Origin of the sequence: Methylobacillus flagellatus KT (genome assembly GCF_000013705.1) — a bacterium.
In the GTDB taxonomy this organism is placed as follows: domain Bacteria; phylum Pseudomonadota; class Gammaproteobacteria; order Burkholderiales; family Methylophilaceae; genus Methylobacillus; species Methylobacillus flagellatus.
Genome location: NC_007947.1, coordinates 2,628,274 through 2,645,192, shown reverse-complemented (window position 1 = coordinate 2,645,192; position 16,919 = coordinate 2,628,274). Strand labels below are relative to the sequence as shown.

Genomic DNA, 16,919 nt, shown 5'->3' with positions numbered 1-16,919 from the left:
TAACGAAAGCGATTGCAGGGCAATGTCAGACATACTCAATAAAATTCTGGAAGTGAAGCGGGCGGAAATCGATGCTGCGCGACAGCGTAGGCCATTGGCGGCAGTCGAAGCGGAGGCGCTGGCCCAGGCCGCGCCACGTGCATTCCTCCGCGCAATTCAAGAGAAGATTGCGGCAGGCAAGGCGGCCGTGATTGCGGAAATCAAGAAGGCCAGTCCCTCCAAGGGCGTGATTCGCGAGGATTTCCGTCCTGCCGAGATTGCTGCCAGTTACGCCAGCCATGGCGCGGCCTGCCTTTCCGTATTGACCGACGAGCAGTTCTTCCAAGGCAGTGCCGAATATCTCCAGGCGGCGCGCGCCGCCTGTGATATTCCTGTATTGCGCAAGGACTTCATGATAGACCCCTACCAGGTGTTCGAGGCGCGCGCGATGGGGGCTGATTGCATCCTGCTGATCGCGGCAGCGCTTGACCTGTCCCAGATGCGTGAGTTGGAAACCATCGCCCACCGGCTCGCCATGAGCGTGCTGGTAGAGGTGCACAACGGCGAGGAGCTGGAGCAGGCCTTGCAGCTGAAGACGCCGTTGCTGGGGATCAACAATCGAAACCTGCGCACCTTCGAGGTGACGCTGGAAACGACATTGTCACTGCTGCCCCGTATCCCTGCAGGCAAGACCGTCGTCACCGAGTCGGGCATCTTCACTGCCGAGGACGTTGCCTTGATGCGCCGCCATGCGGTGCATACCTTCCTCGTTGGCGAGGCATTCATGCGCCAGCCTGATCCAGGTTTGGCATTGGCCCAGGTATTCGCATAAGGAATTTGTATGACTGCATCAGCACGCCAGTTTCTTGCCATCCGCCCACGCCGCATGCGACGTGACGATTTTTCGCGTCGGTTGATGCGCGAGCATGTGCTCACTGTCGATGACCTGATCTATCCTGTATTCGTGTTGGAAGGGGAGCACCGAGTCGAGGAAGTCGCCTCCATGCCTGGCGTGCAACGCCAGAGCATAGATCGCCTGCTGGAAACCGCTGGGCAATGCGTGGCGCTAGGCATACCTGCACTGGCGCTATTCCCTGTCGTCGACCAGCAATACAAGAGTCTGACCGCAGATGAAGCATGGAATCCCGACGGGCTGGTGCCGCGCACCGTGCGCGCGCTCAAGGCGCTCTATCCGCAACTGGGCATCATCACCGATGTCGCGCTCGACCCTTACACCACGCATGGGCAGGACGGTGTCATCGACGATACCGGTTATGTGCTCAACGACGAGACTGTGGCAATCTTGGTGAAACAGGCGCTTTGCCATGCGCAGGCAGGGGCGGACGTGGTGGCGCCCTCGGACATGATGGATGGGCGGATCGGGGCGATCCGCGACGCGCTGGAAGAGGCCGGGCACATTCATACCCGTATCCTGGCATACTCTGCCAAGTATGCTTCCGCTTTTTATGGCCCTTTCCGCGATGCAGTCGGTTCTTCCGCTAATCTGGGTAAGGGAAATAAATACAATTACCAGATGGACCCGGGCAATTCGGACGAAGCGTTGCGCGAAGTAGCGCTCGACCTTGAGGAGGGCGCCGATATGGTCATGGTCAAGCCGGGCATCCCGTACCTGGATATCGTACGCCGTGTAAAGCATGAATTCGGCGTGCCAACCTATGCCTATCATGTGAGTGGCGAATATGCCATGCTCAAGGCCGCCGTGCAGAACGGCTGGCTGGATGAAAGGGCCGTGGTGATGGAAGCCATGCTGGGTTTCAAGCGCGCCGGGGCCGACGGCATTCTGACCTATTACGCCATGGATATTGCCCGCTGGTTGCGCGAGGCTTAGCGCCGTTAAAACCCCTTCCGGCGTTGTTGCTCTGCCTTGTTGTACTGTTGTTTGCGGCAGAGCGTCTAGCCAGAATCGTTTCTCTGGATTTTGTTAGTGGCTCTTAAATCTCAGGGTAAGGCTTGCTCTGCTGAATCAGGCTGGCGAGTGTTTCGATATTGGCCCGGCTCGCGTTACTGCCATTGACCGGACTCTTGGTCGGCATGCGCATGTCATCGACCTCGAACACACTGAGCCTGATCAGGCCGTTCGGTCCTTCCAGGGTAAATAACGGCACTTTTTTGCGTTCCATGCTGCGCCGATCGCTGATGCGATAGGATTTCTCGTCAGTGGCATAGGGGATTTGCTGGTTGAGCAGGAACATCTCTACTTCCTTCAAGCTGTCCGCGAACAGGTGAACGTGGGTTTCTGCATACTTTCCGGCCGTGCCGTCCAGCACCGCCCCAGTCAGGTGTGGGTTGAAGCGCGCCAGCAGTTGCATGACCACCAATGCGTCCTTGCGCAACTGCAGCAACGCTTCGGGCTGATCCTCGCTGCTGTAGAGGTCGTGATAAACGCGAATTTCTTCCTCGATCTCGCTATTGGTGGGCATACATTGCGAATCGGTGATGCCAAGCTGGCGGCCCGCCTTGCGCTTGGCATGGGCGTAATCGGCGATGCCTTCTTCTGCCATCATGCGCGCTGCCATCTGCGCAATCCTCTGACGCAATTGGGATTGGCGATTGCTGCTGTCTTTTGCCATATGGTGCAAGCGCCCTTCTGAAAATTAATCCGCCCGCTTATTGGCCATCTTCCCAACTCGTGCGGGCTGGAGTGCTCTAAAACAACTGATCTGGCCCTGGTGGCGCATTGTCCTGTTTTTCCATGGGTGGGGGCGACCCATGGCCGGGAATCGGGAAACCGGGAATAATGGAAAAGATGGACTCCTCAGGCTCGGGCGGAGGAAACTCATGATAGAAATATTCCACGATGCCTTCCTCGTCTCCCTTGACCCGCATGCCTGTGGCTGGGTCGATGCGGATGGCGCTGACACCGGCAGGCATTTCCGGAGTGACTTCCGGCACGCCTTTCAGTGCGGAACGCATATAGTCTATCCAGATCGGTAGCGCTGCCTTGCCGCCGGTTTCCAGGCTGCCCAGTGACTTGGGCTTGTCATACCCCATCCAGGTGATCGCGACATGCTTCGGGCTGTAGCCGGCAAACCAGGCGTCGATCTGGTTGTTGGTCGTGCCGGTTTTCCCCGCCAGGTCTGACCGGCCCAGGCTGCGCGCTCGCGTGGCCGTTCCCAGTCTAACTACATCCTGCAGCATCGAATTCATGATGAAGGCATTGCGGCCGTCAATCACACGCGCAGCGCCCTGGCCGGCGAGCAAGGGCTTGGATTGTTCAAGCACATTCCCGCGGCTGTCGACGACCTTGTCGATGATGTATGGCTTGACGCGATAGCCGCCGTTGGCAAATACGGAATAAGCCCCGGCCATCTGCCAGGCGGTGACCGAGCCGGCACCCAATGCCATCGCGAGATAAGGGGGGTGGTCCTTGGGCGAAAAGCCGAAGCGAGTGATGTAATCCTGCGCGTAATTGACGCCTATGCCTTCAAGGATGCGAATGGAAACCATATTCTTGGATTTGATCAGGGCGGTGCGCATGCGCATCGGACCATCGTACTTGCGGTCATAGTTCTTGGGCTCCCATGTGGAGCCGCTGCCGGTTTCTCGCGCCGATACGGAAATGGGCTCGTCCTCAATCATGCTGGCTGGTGTGAACCCTTTTTCCAGCGATGCCGAATAGATGAAGGGTTTGAAGCTGGAGCCGGGCTGGCGCCATGCCTGTGTCACATGGTTGAATTTGTTGCGGTTGAAGTCGAAGCCACCGACCAGTGCCCGTACCGCACCGGTTTCCGGGTCCATCGCCACCAATGCCGCCTCTGCCTGCGGCAACTGCACGATGTGCCAGCTTTCTCCCTGACGCATGATGCGGATGACGGCGCCTGGCTTGATGGTACGCTTGGCAGCATCTTTTTCTGCCAGCTGTTTCTGTACGAAAGCCAGCCCGTCGCCGCTGATCTCGATATTACTACCATCCTTTGCATGGACGCTGACGGCCTTGGGCGTGACATTGGTCACGACGGCCGGGATCATGCCCTGGAATGTTTCCAGGTCGTCCATGGCATTATCCAGCCAGTTGCCGTTGCCTTGGTCATTGGCGCCGGGCGTCACGGTTCTCTCTGGGCCGCGGTAGCCATGACGGCGGTCATAGTCGATGATTCCCTGGAGGATGGCGCGGTTGGCGGCCTCCTGGTTGCTCTTGCGGATCGTGGTGTAGATCTTGAGGCCACTACTGTAGATCTCATCCTTGTATCGCTCGTACATGGCTTGCCGCACGATTTCAGCCACATAGTCTGCTGAGAGATCGCGTATTTTGCGGGACTTTCGGAAACGGTGCGGCTCGGCCAGCGCAGCTTCATATTGCTGCTGGTCGATGAAACGCAATTCCTTCATGCGGCGCAGCACATAGCGCTGGCGCGCTTCAGCGCGCTTGGGATTGGCGAAGGGATTGTATCGGGACGGTGCCTTGGGCAGGCCGGCCAGCATGGCGACCTCCGCAATACTGAGCTGATCCAGTGGTTTGCCGTAATACACCTGTGAAGCGGCTGCAAAGCCGTACGAGCGGTGGCCCAGGTAGATCTGGTTGATATAAAGCTCCAGGATCTGGTCCTTGGTCAGGTTGTGCTCGATCTTGATCGAGAGCAATGCCTCGCTGAGTTTACGAGTGGCGGTCTTCTCGCTGGAAAGGAAGAAATTGCGGGCAACCTGCATGGTGATCGTGCTTGCGCCCTCCTTGAAGCGGCCAGAGGTCACGTTGGACACGGTCGCGCGCAGGATGCCCAGTGTGTCTATACCTCCGTGCTGGTAGAAACGTTCGTCTTCGGCGGCAAGGATGGCCTGTTTCAGCGCCTGCGGCGTCTCGTCGATACTAATGAAGGCGCGGCGCTCCTCGCCGAACTCGCCTATCAAGTGGCCGTCCTCGGAATAGACGCGCATTGGCACCTTGGGCTTGTAGTCGGTGAGGGCTTCAAGGGAAGGCAGTTCGGGGTAGATCAATGTGGCAGCCAGCGCTACCAGTGCAGTTGCCACCAATCCCAGGATGATGCCGGCGAGGATCAGGAACTGCCACCATTTTTTCGGGAGCATTGATTAGGGTTCAGTATTGGTAACAGACGCCGTTATTATAATTGTCATTACAGTGAATTTAAAATCAAATAATCTGTTTTGACTTCTCAGATGCTTGTTGGTAGCATCTAAAGTAGATTATTGAAAATTAATGTAACTAACTGTATTTGAAAGGGAATTTCTTTTGAAATTCGACTTTTTTTCAGAGCGAACCCCCCCTCTGATCGGTGTGGATATCAGCTCCAGTTCGGTCAAGATGGTCGAGCTGACGCAGGGGAGCAAGGGTGGTTATCACCTGCAGGGTTACGCCATCGCTTCCATGGCAAGAGATGCTGTTGTGGATGGCAACATTGTTGGCCTCGACTTGGTTGCTGATGCCGTCAAGCGTGCCTGGAAGCTGCTGGCTTCGCGTGAAAAGCGCGTGGCGCTGGCTTTGCCGGCCACTGCCGTCATTACCAAGAAGGTCATCATGCAGGGCGGCATGCGCGAGGAAGACATGGAGTTCCAGGTCGAGGCCGAGGCCAATCAATACATCCCTTTCCCGCTTGATGAAGTCAACATCGATTTCCAGGTGCTGGGCCCTTCGCCCAGTAGCACCGATGAAGTCGAGGTGCTGATTGCTGCCTCGCGCAAGGAAAAGATCGAGGACAGGGTTGCGGCGGCGGAAGGGGCAGGGCTCAAGGTGCTGATTGTCGATGTCGAATCCTATGCGACCGAGGCTGCTTATACGCTTGCGGCAGCCGAATTGCCGAAATCCGGTAAGGGAAGAACGGTCATGGTGGCAGACATAGGCAGTGTCATGACCCACGTGCATGCATTCCATGATGGACAGCTCGTGCATAGCCGCGAGCAGGCCTTTGGCGGTAACCAGCTGACACTGGAAATCCAGCGCCGCTTTGGCATATCCGGGGAAGAGGCGGAAATTGCCAAACGAAACGGCGGGTTGCCTGAAAGTTATGAAAGCGAGGTACTGCAACCTTTCATGCAGTCGTTGGCAAACGAGGTGATGCGCAGTCTGCAGCTGTTCACCAATTCCACCCAGTACAACAAGGTGGATCATATCCTTCTTGCGGGCGGATGTGCCACTATTCCGGGATTGGCAGCCCTGATCCAGGAAAAAACCCAGGCCAATACCCTGATTGCCAATCCCTTCAGCCAAATGTCCATCAATCCACGCCTCAAGCAGCAGCAAGTCATTGCCGATGCACCGGCATTGATGACGGCATGCGGGCTGGCCCTGCGGAGGTTTGACTAGCATGGTCAGGATCAATCTCCTTCCCCACCGCCAGATCCGCCGTGCGGAGCGGCAACGTCAATTCAACCTGATGCTGGCCTGCGCTGCGGCAGCCGGCGTTGCGATTGTCTTCCTGGGCAGCACCATTCTCGGCAGCAAGCTTGATGAGCAGGCGGACCGCAATGCGCGGCTGGAAGCTGCCAGCGCCAACCTCGACAAGCAGATCGAGGAAATCAGGGAGCTCAAGACCCAGATCCGCAATGTGCTGGACCGTAAGCAGATTGTGGAGAACCTACAGGTCAATCGCAGCCAGTCCGTCATGATGCTGGATGAAATCAGCCGTCAGCTGCCGGAAGGCATGTATCTGCGGGCGTTGAAACAACAGGGCAATCTGGTGACAGTGGAAGGCGTGGCAGATACCAATGCCCGCGTTGCCACGCTGGTACGCAACCTGTCCGGTTCCGAGTGGCTGCAATCCCCCAATCTCGTCGAAATCAAGTCTGCGACGGTGAATGGTATCAGGCAGAACAACTTTACAGTCAATGCCCAGCTCAAGGCACCGCCATCGCCAGAGGATGGGGTGTCAGACATGAAGAAGGGCGGTGCACAGTGAACCTGCAGGATTTCAACAATATCGACTTGAAAAACGCCGGCAGCCTGCCTTGGCCAGTGAAGGGGGTCTTGCTGGGTTTGCTGCTCGTGGTGATTGTCATTGCCGGCTATTGGTTCTTCTGGAGTCCGGCAATGGAAGAGCTGGAGCAGGCGCGGGCGAAGGAAAAGGAGCTGCGGGATACCTTCCTTGCCAAGAAGCGCCAGGCCATCAACCTCGAAGCCTACAAGCAGCAAATGGTGGAAATTGAGCGTACCTTCGGTGCCCTCGTCAAGCAGCTGCCAGACCGGTCCCAGATGGATGGCCTGCTGACCGACATCAACCAGGCGGGGCTTGAGCGCGGCCTGGAGTTCGAGCTGTTCAAGCCCGGACAGGAAGTCATTGCGGATTTCTACGCGGAAATGCCGATCTCCATCAAGGTGACTGGAACCTATCATGACCTTGGCCAGTTCGCGGGCGATATTGCTCGGCTGCCCCGCATCGTGACGCTGAACGATATCGTCATCAATACCGCAGGCAAGGACAGCAAGGACGGGCGGCTCGTGATCGAAGCGGTCGCCCGTACCTACCGTTACCTGGATGCCAATGAGATTGCCAGCAAGAAACAGGCGGAAAAGAAAGAGGCACGTAAATGAGGATGAAAGTGGGGCGTGAACGCTGGCAAGCCATGGCGCTTACGCTGGGCATGAGTCTGCTGCTGAGCGCGTGTGGGGATGGGCAGGGCGACGATCTGGACCGTTTCATTCGGGATGCAGGCAACGATATGCTCGCGCGGGTGGAGCCATTGCCCGAGGTGAAGCCATATACTGCGGCGACCTATAACGCCGACGGCGCACTGAATGACCCGTTCAAGGCGCGCAAGATCATCAATTCGCGCAGCAGTCTGCAACCCAATATGAATCGGCCGCGTGAACCATTGGAAGCATTTCCACTGGAAAGCCTAAAGTTTGTTGGCTCCTTGTCGAAGGAGAAATTGAAGTATGCATTGATCCTGACCCCTGACAACCTGGTTCAGCAAGTCAAGGTAGGTGGGTACATGGGACAGAATTTTGGCATGGTGACCGAGATCAGCGAAGGCGGCGTGACGCTCAAGGAAATCATACAGGACGAATTAAGCGGTGACTGGATAGAACGTATATCCAGTATTGAATTGCAGGATTGAGGGTGAACGCATGAACATAATGAAATGGGCTGCTGGGCTGGTGTTTCTGATGCTGATGCCGCTGGCACAGGCAGCCGGAGAGCAGGATGAGTTTGCCAACAAGATCGAGAAAATCGATTTCGTCGCCCTGTCGGGAGGAAGAATCGCAGTACAGGTGCAGACGACCATGCCCTTGCCCAATCCTCCCGCCGGATTCACTCTCAATAACCCTTCGCGCATTGCGCTGGATTTTCCTGCCGTCGGCAATGGTCTGGGCAAGAACAGTTTGCAGACAGGGCAGGGGGTGCTGAAAGGCGTGAACCTTGCCCAGGCCGGAGATCGTACCCGGCTCGTGCTGAACCTTGCCAAGATGGTGGCTTATAACACCACGACACAGGGTAAGGAAACCACCATCATCCTGCAGCCTTCGGAAACCAATACTGCCAGCAACGATACCGTGTCCAGATTCGCCGAAGCCAAGGCTGGTGAGAAATTCCACAGCGTGAACAACATCGATTTCATGCGCGGCAAGAATGGCGAGGGCAGGATCATTGTCGATTTGTCCGATGCATCTGCCGGAATTGACATCCGTCAGCAGGGAAAGACCGTGGTCGTGGATTTTCTCAATACCGAGCTGCCGCAGAATCTGCAACGTCGGCTCAATGTCATCAATTTCAATACCCCAGTTTTGTATGTCGATGCCATCAAGCAGGGAAAGAACACCCGCCTGATCATCGAGCCCAAGGGCTTGTGGGAGCAATCAGCCTATCAGGCCGACAAGCGCTTCATTATCGACATCCGTCCCGTCGTGGAAGACCCGAACAAGCTGGTACAGGGATCCAAGCCCGGTTATGCGGGAGAAAAGCTCTCGCTGAACTTCCAGAACATCGATGTGCGCTCGGTGCTGCAGGTGATTGCGGACTTCACTGGCCTCAATATCGTCACCAGCGATACCGTGACGGGCAATCTGACCCTGCGTCTCAAGGATGTGCCCTGGGATCAGGCGCTGGACATCATCATGTCCAGCAAGGGGCTGACCCAGCGCAAGACCGGCAACGTGATCTGGGTCGCGCCTTCTGATGAAGTGGCTGCCAAGGAGAAGCTGTTGCTCGAGGCCAGTCAGCAGATCGAGGAACTGGAGCCCATGCGGACGGAAGTGTTCACCCTGCGTTACCAGAAGGCCGAGAACTTCAAGAATATCATCAGCGACAGCAAGCAGAAGATTCTGTCCAAGCGTGGCAGCGCCGTGGTGGACGCGCGCACCAATACGGTATTCGTGCAGGATACGGCCAAGCATCTGGAAGAGGTTCAGAGCATCATCAACAAGATCGACATCCCGGTGAAGCAGGTCATGATCGAATCGCGCCTGGTCATTGCAGATGAGAAGTTCGGTCGTAGCCTGGGTGCGCGCTTCGGTGTGCAGAAACAGCAGGCCAGCGGGGATACGCGTTACGGCTCCAGTGGTACCCTGGGTAACACCATCACCCAGCGGACGGTAGATCCCACCACGGGCGTCATTACCGAAACAATTGCCAATCGTGTCGGCTCCTCTACCTTGGCGACTACCTCCATTCCCGGCACGGTTGGTGTGGGTGTCAGCCCCGACGGCGCACAGGACTTGAACGTCAATCTCCCTGTCGCCAATGCCTTCGGCAATTTCGCCTTCAGCCTGTTCCGCCTGCCAGCGGGCTTCCTGCTCAATCTCGAACTGTCTGCGCTTGAAACGGACCAGCGCGGCAAGATTGTGTCCAGCCCGCGCGTTACCACTGCCAACCAGCAGAAAGCCATCATCGAGCAGGGTACGCAGATTCCTTTCCAGCAGGCCACCAGCAGCGGCGCGACCGCGGTGCAGTTCAAGAATGCTTCCCTGAGCCTGGAGGTCACGCCGCAGATTACACCAGACGAAAAGATCATCATGGATCTTGAAGTCAAAAAGGATAAAGTCGGGGTCGTGTTCAACAATGTGCCTTCCATCGATACCCAGCGCGTACAGACCCAGGTGCTGGTAGCAAACGGTGAAACTGCCGTGCTTGGCGGCATCTACGAGCAGACCGAGCGTAACGATGTGGACAAGGTGCCGTTCTTTGGCGACTTGCCTTTTCTTGGCAATGTCTTTAAAAGACGTGTCAAGCAAAGTGACAAGACCGAGCTGCTGATCTTCATCACGCCAAAGGTGATGGACGAGAGTCTGTCGCTGCGCTGATGAGGAAATTGCAGCAATAGCCACTCGCTCGACCATTACTGCCATATCTGACAGTTCAACCAGATTCCCTTAAAATGCTCGCTTGCATATGGCGGGCATTTTTTTATGGCAGCAAATATTTTCTTCGTCGGGTTGATGGGGGCAGGCAAGACCACCATAGGCCGTATTATTGCCAAACACCTCAACAAGGCCTTTTACGATAGCGATCATGAAATCGAACGCCGAACAGGTGTCAGCATTCCTGTCATTTTCGAGCTGGAAAAAGAGGACGGCTTCCGTAAGCGCGAGGCCGCAGTGATAGAGGAGCTCAGCCACATGCAGGACATTGTCCTCGCCACAGGGGGCGGAGCGGTTTTATTGCCCGAGAACCGCAAGCACCTCATGGAAAATGGTACAGTGATCTACCTGCGTGCCAATGTGAATGAGCTCTGGCACCGCACCCGCAACGACAAGCACCGCCCGTTGCTGCAAAACGACAACCCGCGCCAGAGGCTGGAACACTTGTTCGCCCAGCGTGATCCCTTGTACCGTGAAGTGGCGTCCATTATCGTGGATACCGGCGGACAGCCGGTAAATGCCATCGTGCACCAGATCGAACAGAAACTTTTATCCTTATGACCATGCAAACACTACATGTAGAGCTGGGAGAACGCTCTTACCCTATCCATATCGGACGCGGCCTGCTGACCCAGCCGGAACTGATCCTGCAGCACCTCAAGCGCAAGCAGGTGGCAATCGTCACCAACACCACCGTAGCGCCGTTGTATCTGGAAAAGCTGGCACAGCCATTGCGTGATGCTGGCGTCAATGTCATTCCCATCGTGCTGCCCGATGGCGAGGCCTACAAGAATGCCGCTACCCTCAACCTCATCTACGATGCCCTGCTGGAAAACCGCTGCGAGCGCAGCACCACCATCATTGCACTCGGCGGTGGCGTAATTGGCGACCTGGCTGGTTACGCAGCGGCAACCTACCTGCGGGGTGTGCCGTTCATCCAGGTGCCGACGACGCTGCTATCCCAGGTGGACTCTTCCGTGGGCGGCAAGACCGGTATCAACCATCCGCTCGGCAAGAACATGATCGGGGCCTTCTACCAGCCACAAGTCGTACTGGCGGATATCGACACCTTGTCCACCCTGCCGGAACGTGAACTCTCTGCCGGCCTGGCGGAAGTGATCAAATACGGCCTGATTCGTGACGAGGCATTTTTCGTCTGGCAGGAAGCCAACATGCAAAAACTGCTGGCGCTGGATACCGAAGCCATGAGCTATGCCATTTACAGATCCTGTGAGAACAAGGCAGAAGTCGTGGCCGCTGACGAGCGCGAGTCGGGCGAACGTGCCTTGCTCAACCTGGGCCACACTTTCGGCCATGCCATCGAGAATGCCATGGGTTATGGCGTCTGGCTGCACGGCGAAGCCGTGGCGGCAGGCACCATGCTCGCGGCTGACCTGTCGCGCCGCCTCGGTTGGCTGACGGATGCCGAGATCAGCCGCATCAAGGCTATCTTCAAGGCAGCAAGGCTGCCAATAGAGGCGCCGGCACTGGGCGTGGAACGCTATCTCGGCCTCATGGGGCTGGACAAGAAAGTCGTCGATGGTCAGATACGCCTGGTCCTGCAGCAAGGCATAGGCAAATCTCTGGTGACCAGCGACTATGATGCCGCTCTGTTGAAAGAAACCCTGGCCATCGCCGCATGATAGCGCTGGCGCCCTATGCCGCCGACCCGGCCTTGACCAAAGGGCGGGTCCATGAGGAGCCGGCGCCGGCGACCCGCAACCATTTCCAGCGCGACCGGGACCGCATCATTCACTCCGGCGCTTTCCGCCGGCTGGAATACAAAACCCAGGTATTCATCAACCATGAAGGCGACCTGTTCCGCACCCGGCTGACGCACAGCCTGGAAGTGGCGCAGATAGGCCGCGCCATTGCACGCAACCTCAACCTGCACGAAGACCTGATCGAGGCGGTGGCGCTTGCGCATGACCTGGGGCACACGCCGTTCGGCCATGCCGGGCAGGACCAGCTCAATGAGTGCATGCGCGAATACGGCGGGTTTGAGCATAACCTGCAATCCCTGCGCGTCGTGGACCATCTGGAATTGCGCTATGCCGAATTCGACGGCCTTAACCTGACGTTCGAGGTGCGCGAAGGCATTCTCAAGCATTGCTCCCTGCCCAACGCAAGGCTGTTAGGCGAATTAGGGGAGCGCTTCATCAACAAGCAGCAGCCTTCGCTGGAAGCGCAAGTGGCGAACCTGGCCGACGAGATCGCCTATAACAACCATGATGTCGACGACGGCTTGCGCTCCGGCCTGATCACGATGCAACAGCTTGCCGAGGTGCGGCTGTTTGCCGAGCAGTTTTCCCTGGTGCAGCGGCAATACCCTGCGTTGGCCGGCCGCCGCCTGATCCACGAAACCGTCCGGCGCATGATTCATATCCTCGTGACGGATTTATGCGAACAAAGCCGCAGGAACATCGCAGACCATGCCCCCAGGACACTGGACGACATCCGGGCGCTTCCGCCGTTGATCGGCTTCAGCCCGGCCATCGACGAGCAGCAGCTTGAGTTGAAGCGCTTCCTAAGGGCCAACCTCTACCGGCATTACCGCGTCAATCGCATGACGTCCAAGGCCAGGCGCATCATTGCGGAATTATTCAACGCCTTTCTGTCAGACCCCACCCTGCTGCCTGATGAATACCGGGTTGCAGACGGCGATGCACAGCCGCGGGTGATTGCGGACTACATTGCGGGCATGACGGACCGTTATGCCATCCGTGAGCATCAGCGGCTGTTCTCCATTTCTGAATAAAAGCTTTAGCATTCTTTTCTAACTGATTAGCAGAGAAGAAGTTTTCCCGGAAAATATTGGCTATAGCATTAATGTGTTGCGTAATTGCAACACAATCCCCAGCTCAGCATGAAAAAACTACAAGATTGCTTGCAGCCTCTGAATCGCCTTTGGCATACTGCCCATAACTTCTTTCACAAGAAGTAGGCGAAATACTCTCGAAGCGGTGGTAAAAACCGCACGGGAGCTAACTAAAACGCATTAGGAGATATACATGAACAAGAAACTAGGCCTGGCAGTTGCTGGCGCAGTATTGGCTTTCGGCGCTTCCGCTGCAAACGCAGGTATCATCATTCCAGCAGGTGACTGGACGATTGATATCGGTGGTAACGTCAATACTTACTACACAAACACTCGTTACTCTGGCGAAGCTTTTGCTAATAACGCTAGAAAGAACCAAGTTTCTACAGGTCTGTTGCCTTCCGCTATCGGTATCGGTGGTAAGACTCGTCAGAACGATCTGGATATTGCATTCCAGTTCACATTCTTTGTTGGTGCGAATGCTGACAGTGGTTTTGGTACTACTGGTACCGCTCAAGGTGCAAATGGTAATTGGCAAAGCCGTGCTGGTGATGGTAACTCCATCAACATTCGTCAAGCTTACATGACTTTTGGTGATGCTTCCTGGGGTACTATCAAGGCTGGTCGTGACCTCGGTCTGTTCGGTTCTGATGCTATCCTCTCCGACATGACCCTGTTGGGCGTTGGTGTTGGTGCTGGTCGTCCTGGTAACTCTACACTGGGCCGTATCGGTTCCGGTTATGTTTACGCTGACTGGATCGGTCAAATTCAATATGCATCCCCTAACTGGAACGGTTTCAGCTTTGCTGTAGCTGCTCGTGAAGGTCTGCGTAATGATGGCGTAGCTGCTGGTACTGCTCTTGCTGATGACAAAACAGAACTTGGTTTTGATGGTAAGGTAAGTTACGAGTGGACTGGTGATGTTTCCGGTAAAGTTTGGGCTGGTTACATTACTCAAAAGCACAATAACACTAAAACAGGTGATTATCGTTCCCGCGGTTATGACCTGGGTGGTAAGATCAACGTAGCTGATTTCGGCTTGGTTGGTTACTACTATGATGGTAAAGGTCTGGACATGCAGACTGGTGGCCAGTTAGGTGGTTTGCAGTTCTTGGGTGGCAACAAGTCTGATGACAAGGGTGGCTATGTTCAAGCTACTTATAAGTTGCCTACAGTTGGTACCAAGCTGGGTGTTTCCTACGGTGTCAGCAAGTCTGAAGAGCGTACTAACGCTTATGACATCGAGAACAAGTCTTGGATCGTTGGTGCTTACCACCCTCTGACCAAGAGCCTGAACCTGGTTGCAGAATATGCTCAACAAAAGATCGAAAACAACGTAGTTGGCGGTCTTGACGGTAAGGCTAAGACTGTTAGCTTGGGCGCGATCCTGTTCTTCTAGGATTAAATCGCAAGATTTAGCTTAGAAAGCAATCGTCAGAAAAACGGCACTCTTCAGGTGCCGTTTTTTATTATCTGCGATCGGCGTGTATTTGTATCTTGATATTGCCTTCGTAACTAGTAATATATCTTGTCTATTAAATAGAATTGCAGATTAATATAGGTTGGAGCGGGCGGGTGTTGATGAGGATTTAAGTGATGATAGATTTTTATTGTCATAATATTAAGGATGTATCCATTTAGCGCAGAGGATGAATTCAGATGAAGCCTTCTGAGGTATTGAATAAAAACCGTGCAGCCATTCGTAAAATGGTCGAAACTAGTCGTGCGCGGAATCCTAGGATATTCGGTTCTGTATTGCATGGTAGAGATGTAGATGCTAGTGATCTTGATTTGCTGGTTGATGCATTGCCTGATACGACGTTGTTTGATTTGGGAGGTTTGCAAGAGGATTTAGAAGCCTTGCTTGGCATTCAGGTTGATCTTCTAACTCCGGCAGACATCCCGGCTAAATTTCGGGATAAGGTGCTTGCGGAAGCACAATCGGTATGAATGAGAGCCGCTTGTCGGATTATCTTGAGCACATCTATCAGGCGGCAGTGGATGCCGGTAATTTTGTTGATGGATTGGATAAGCACGATTTTCTGGCAGATAAGCGAACCCAACAAGCTGTCATCATGAGTTTTGTGATTATTGGTGAGGCGGCGGCGAAGGTGATGGATAGTAATGCCGAGTTTGTTGAACAGCATCCCGAAGTTCCTTGGAGAAATATGCGTGGTATGCGTAACCGGATTGCTCATGGTTACTTTGATATTGACCTGAATGTCGTGTGGCAAACGGTTCAACGTAATATTCCAGATTTGGTGAGGCAAATTGGGTTGCTTAGGGGAATCTGAAAATTTCTAGTTTGCTTAATTAAGTTTGAATTGTAAAAACGGTAACTTAGAGTGCCGTTTTTTATTGTCTTTTTAACTAGATAACAGTAAATAAAAATGCCGGGTCTTTGCCCGGCATTAAAGATTGTGAATTAATAATAGACTGTTACTCGTCTATCCCTAGTTCCTGGATTTTCCGGGTGAGGGTATTGCGTCCCATGCCGAGTTGCGTTGCTGCTTCGATCCGGCGTCCGCCGGTATGTTGCAGTGCCTTGGTGATCAGGATGCGCTCGAATTGCTGAGTGCGGCTATCGAGGATATCGTGTTCGCCACGGTTAAGGGCATCCGTGACTTCCGATGCGAGGGCGTTCTGCCATGAGGTGGCGCTGGCGGGTTTGGCGGCATCTTCCTTGAGTTCAGGCGGCAGGTCGGCGATGTCGATGTTTTGGCCGGGGGCCATGACGGTGAGCCAGTGGCATACGTTTTCCAGTTGGCGCACGTTGCCGCTCCAGCTCAGCGTGCCGAGATAACGCAAGGCTGCGGTGGATGGCTGCTTGGCTTCGACGCCCAGTTCGCGGGCGCTATGCTGCAGGAAATGCTTGACCAGCAAGGGGATGTCTTCGCGGCGTTCGCGCAACGGCGGCAGGCGTAGGCGGATGACGTTGAGGCGGTGGAACAAGTCCTCGCGGAACAGCCCGAGCTTGACCCTTTCTTCCAGGTCCTGGTGGGTGGCGGCAATGATGCGCACATTGACCTTGACCGGCTGGTGGCCCCCTACGCGGTAGAACTGTCCATCGCATAGCACCCGCAACAAGCGCGTTTGCAGGTCAGAAGGCATGTCGCCGATTTCGTCGAGGAACAAGGTGCCGCCGTCCGCCTGCTCGAAGCGTCCGCGCCTGGCGGCTTGCGCCCCGGTAAATGCGCCGCGTTCATGGCCGAATAGTTCAGACTCGAGCAAATCCTTGGGGATGGCTGCGGTATTGATGGCAATGAACGGCTTGTCGAAACGGGGGCTGTGACGGTGCAGTGCGCTTGCCACCAACTCCTTGCCGGTGCCGGATTCGCCATTGATCAATACTGTGGAGTGCGAGCGGCTCAGACGACCAATCGCGCGAAACACTTCCTGCATGGCAGGAGCTTGGCCGATGATCTCTGGTGTTTCCTCTTGTATCACTACTTCAGTTGCCTGGCGCATGCTTTCATCCACTGCACGGCGGATGATTTCAATCGCCTGGTCAACATCGAAAGGCTTGGCCAGATATTCAAAAGCCCCGCCTTGGAATGCAGCAACGGCACTTTCCAGGTCGGAATAAGCGGTCATGATGATGACAGGAATGTCTGGATGGCGTTGCTTCACCTCATGCAGGAAATCCAGGCCAGAACCATTAGGCATGCGAATGTCGCTGACAATGACTTGTGGCTCTTCCCGGGTAAGGGCATTCAGTGCCTCGGGTACCGATGCGAAAGTCTTGAAATCCATGTCTGTACGGGCTAGCGCCTTTTCGAATACCCAGCGTATGGATTTGTCGTCGTCTATGATCCAGATCGGTTTCATGATGGTTACCTGTACAGTCTTTGTTTT

General features: G+C 55.3%; 16 protein-coding genes. 13 read left to right on the top strand and 3 right to left on the bottom strand.

Translation table 11 applies throughout. The annotated features are described in order from the left end of the window. Positions 1–22 precede the first annotated feature (22 nt). Positions 23–811 (top strand): indole-3-glycerol phosphate synthase TrpC, encoded by a 789-nt coding sequence (gene trpC, locus MFLA_RS12580; protein WP_048811746.1) that lies wholly within the window; start codon positions 23–25, stop codon positions 809–811. Between the two features lie 9 nt (positions 812–820). Continuing rightward, on the top strand, positions 821–1,828 hold the full coding sequence (hemB, locus tag MFLA_RS12575; protein ID WP_011480682.1) for a porphobilinogen synthase: 1,008 nt from the start codon (positions 821–823) through the stop codon (positions 1,826–1,828). Between the two features lie 103 nt (positions 1,829–1,931). Here the strand turns inward: hemB and MFLA_RS12570 are convergent, their stop codons facing one another. Then, a complete protein-coding gene (locus MFLA_RS12570) occupies positions 1,932–2,570 on the bottom strand; it encodes a hypothetical protein (RefSeq protein WP_011480681.1) in 639 nt (212 codons plus the stop codon). A 76-nt stretch (positions 2,571–2,646) separates the two neighbouring features. Then, entirely contained in the window at positions 2,647–5,022 is a 2,376-nt protein-coding gene (locus tag MFLA_RS12565) for a penicillin-binding protein 1A (protein WP_011480680.1), read from the bottom strand. A 163-nt stretch (positions 5,023–5,185) separates the two neighbouring features. Here MFLA_RS12565 and MFLA_RS12560 point away from each other — a divergent pair, with 163 nt between their 5' ends. The 11 genes from MFLA_RS12560 (at position 5,186) to MFLA_RS12510 (ending at position 15,358) form a co-directional block, all read left to right on the top strand. Continuing rightward, positions 5,186–6,256: a pilus assembly protein PilM gene (locus MFLA_RS12560; RefSeq protein WP_011480679.1), complete on the top strand. Its 1,071-nt coding sequence runs from the start codon at positions 5,186–5,188 to the stop codon at positions 6,254–6,256. 1 nt (position 6,257) lies between these two features. After that, positions 6,258–6,848, top strand: a complete 591-nt coding sequence (locus MFLA_RS12555) for a PilN domain-containing protein (protein WP_011480678.1) — start codon at positions 6,258–6,260, stop codon at positions 6,846–6,848. Continuing rightward, the gene (locus MFLA_RS12550; RefSeq protein ID WP_011480677.1) at positions 6,845–7,480 is read left to right on the top strand and encodes a type 4a pilus biogenesis protein PilO; all 636 of its coding nucleotides are present in this window, start codon (positions 6,845–6,847) and stop codon (positions 7,478–7,480) included. The genes MFLA_RS12555 and MFLA_RS12550 overlap by 4 nt, the downstream gene beginning before the upstream one ends. Beyond that, the gene (locus MFLA_RS12545; protein WP_011480676.1) at positions 7,477–8,007 is read left to right on the top strand and encodes a pilus assembly protein PilP; all 531 of its coding nucleotides are present in this window, start codon (positions 7,477–7,479) and stop codon (positions 8,005–8,007) included. Before MFLA_RS12550 ends, MFLA_RS12545 begins: the two co-directional genes overlap by 4 nt. Before the next feature lie 10 nt (positions 8,008–8,017). Then, positions 8,018–10,189 carry a type IV pilus secretin PilQ gene (gene pilQ / locus MFLA_RS12540; protein WP_011480675.1) on the top strand — a complete coding sequence of 724 codons (2,172 nt, stop codon included), beginning with the start codon at positions 8,018–8,020 and terminating at the stop codon, positions 10,187–10,189. A gap of 105 nt (positions 10,190–10,294) precedes the next feature. Next, positions 10,295–10,807 (top strand): shikimate kinase AroK, encoded by a 513-nt coding sequence (gene aroK, locus MFLA_RS12535; RefSeq protein WP_011480674.1) that lies wholly within the window; start codon positions 10,295–10,297, stop codon positions 10,805–10,807. A gap of 2 nt (positions 10,808–10,809) precedes the next feature. Then, on the top strand, positions 10,810–11,889 hold the full coding sequence (gene aroB, locus MFLA_RS12530; RefSeq protein ID WP_048811994.1) for a 3-dehydroquinate synthase: 1,080 nt from the start codon (positions 10,810–10,812) through the stop codon (positions 11,887–11,889). Further along, a complete protein-coding gene (locus MFLA_RS12525; RefSeq protein ID WP_011480672.1) occupies positions 11,886–13,004 on the top strand; it encodes a deoxyguanosinetriphosphate triphosphohydrolase in 1,119 nt (372 codons plus the stop codon). Before aroB ends, MFLA_RS12525 begins: the two co-directional genes overlap by 4 nt. 253 nt (positions 13,005–13,257) lie before the next feature. Then, entirely contained in the window at positions 13,258–14,463 is a 1,206-nt protein-coding gene (locus tag MFLA_RS12520) for a porin (protein ID WP_011480671.1), read from the top strand. A 260-nt stretch (positions 14,464–14,723) separates the two neighbouring features. Continuing rightward, on the top strand, positions 14,724–15,014 hold the full coding sequence (locus tag MFLA_RS12515) for a nucleotidyltransferase family protein (protein ID WP_011480670.1): 291 nt from the start codon (positions 14,724–14,726) through the stop codon (positions 15,012–15,014). Further along, positions 15,011–15,358, top strand: coding sequence for a HepT-like ribonuclease domain-containing protein (locus tag MFLA_RS12510; protein ID WP_011480669.1), 348 nt, complete (start codon positions 15,011–15,013; stop codon positions 15,356–15,358). Before MFLA_RS12515 ends, MFLA_RS12510 begins: the two co-directional genes overlap by 4 nt. Positions 15,359–15,503: 145 nt before the next feature. On the opposite strand, the gene ntrC is transcribed toward MFLA_RS12510, so the two are convergent. After that, positions 15,504–16,892: a nitrogen regulation protein NR(I) gene (gene ntrC / locus MFLA_RS12505; protein ID WP_011480668.1), complete on the bottom strand. Its 1,389-nt coding sequence runs from the start codon at positions 16,890–16,892 to the stop codon at positions 15,504–15,506. Positions 16,893–16,919: the final 27 nt, after the last annotated feature.

What these genes read in the sequence shown, in the direction of transcription:
- MFLA_RS12525 (WP_011480672.1), top strand. Translation starts at nt 11,886, where the DNA reads ATGATAGCGCTGGCGCCCTATGCCGCCGACCCGGCCTTGACCAAAGGG.
- ntrC (WP_011480668.1), bottom strand. Translation starts at nt 16,892, where the DNA reads ATGAAACCGATCTGGATCATAGACGACGACAAATCCATACGCTGGGTA.
- MFLA_RS12510 (WP_011480669.1), top strand. Translation starts at nt 15,011, where the DNA reads ATGAATGAGAGCCGCTTGTCGGATTATCTTGAGCACATCTATCAGGCG.
- MFLA_RS12570 (WP_011480681.1), bottom strand. Translation starts at nt 2,570, where the DNA reads ATGGCAAAAGACAGCAGCAATCGCCAATCCCAATTGCGTCAGAGGATT.
- MFLA_RS12545 (WP_011480676.1), top strand. Translation starts at nt 7,477, where the DNA reads ATGAGGATGAAAGTGGGGCGTGAACGCTGGCAAGCCATGGCGCTTACG.
- trpC (WP_048811746.1), top strand. Translation starts at nt 23, where the DNA reads ATGTCAGACATACTCAATAAAATTCTGGAAGTGAAGCGGGCGGAAATC.
- pilQ (WP_011480675.1), top strand. Translation starts at nt 8,018, where the DNA reads ATGAACATAATGAAATGGGCTGCTGGGCTGGTGTTTCTGATGCTGATG.
- MFLA_RS12515 (WP_011480670.1), top strand. Translation starts at nt 14,724, where the DNA reads ATGAAGCCTTCTGAGGTATTGAATAAAAACCGTGCAGCCATTCGTAAA.
- MFLA_RS12565 (WP_011480680.1), bottom strand. Translation starts at nt 5,022, where the DNA reads ATGCTCCCGAAAAAATGGTGGCAGTTCCTGATCCTCGCCGGCATCATC.
- MFLA_RS12520 (WP_011480671.1), top strand. Translation starts at nt 13,258, where the DNA reads ATGAACAAGAAACTAGGCCTGGCAGTTGCTGGCGCAGTATTGGCTTTC.
- MFLA_RS12555 (WP_011480678.1), top strand. Translation starts at nt 6,258, where the DNA reads ATGGTCAGGATCAATCTCCTTCCCCACCGCCAGATCCGCCGTGCGGAG.
- hemB (WP_011480682.1), top strand. Translation starts at nt 821, where the DNA reads ATGACTGCATCAGCACGCCAGTTTCTTGCCATCCGCCCACGCCGCATG.
- aroK (WP_011480674.1), top strand. Translation starts at nt 10,295, where the DNA reads ATGGCAGCAAATATTTTCTTCGTCGGGTTGATGGGGGCAGGCAAGACC.
- aroB (WP_048811994.1), top strand. Translation starts at nt 10,810, where the DNA reads ATGCAAACACTACATGTAGAGCTGGGAGAACGCTCTTACCCTATCCAT.